This is a genomic window from Shigella sp. FC1967 (assembly GCF_001743005.1).
In the GTDB taxonomy this organism is placed as follows: domain Bacteria; phylum Pseudomonadota; class Gammaproteobacteria; order Enterobacterales; family Enterobacteriaceae; genus Proteus.
In genome coordinates this window covers 1-265 of the sequence record NZ_MIIZ01000215.1, presented here as the reverse complement: position 1 = coordinate 265, position 265 = coordinate 1, and the positions used below count along the sequence as shown (strand labels likewise).

The following is a 265-nucleotide window of genomic DNA, read 5'->3' as shown; positions in this document are numbered from 1 at the left end:
GGGCTACACACGTGCTACAATGGCAGATACAAAGAGAAGCGACCTCGCGAGAGCAAGCGGAACTCATAAAGTCTGTCGTAGTCCGGATTGGAGTCTGCAACTCGACTCCATGAAGTCGGAATCGCTAGTAATCGTAGATCAGAATGCTACGGTGAATACGTTCCCGGGCCTTGTACACACCGCCCGTCACACCATGGGAGTGGGTTGCAAAGAAGTAGGTAGCTTAACCTTCGGGAGGGCGCTTACCACTTTGTGATTCATGACT

The 265-nt window shown here is 51.7% G+C and carries 1 rRNA gene; it reads left to right on the top strand.

Going from position 1 to position 265, the window contains the following annotated elements:
* Positions 1–265 (top strand): 16S ribosomal RNA (locus BHE89_RS01925); the annotation flags it as partial.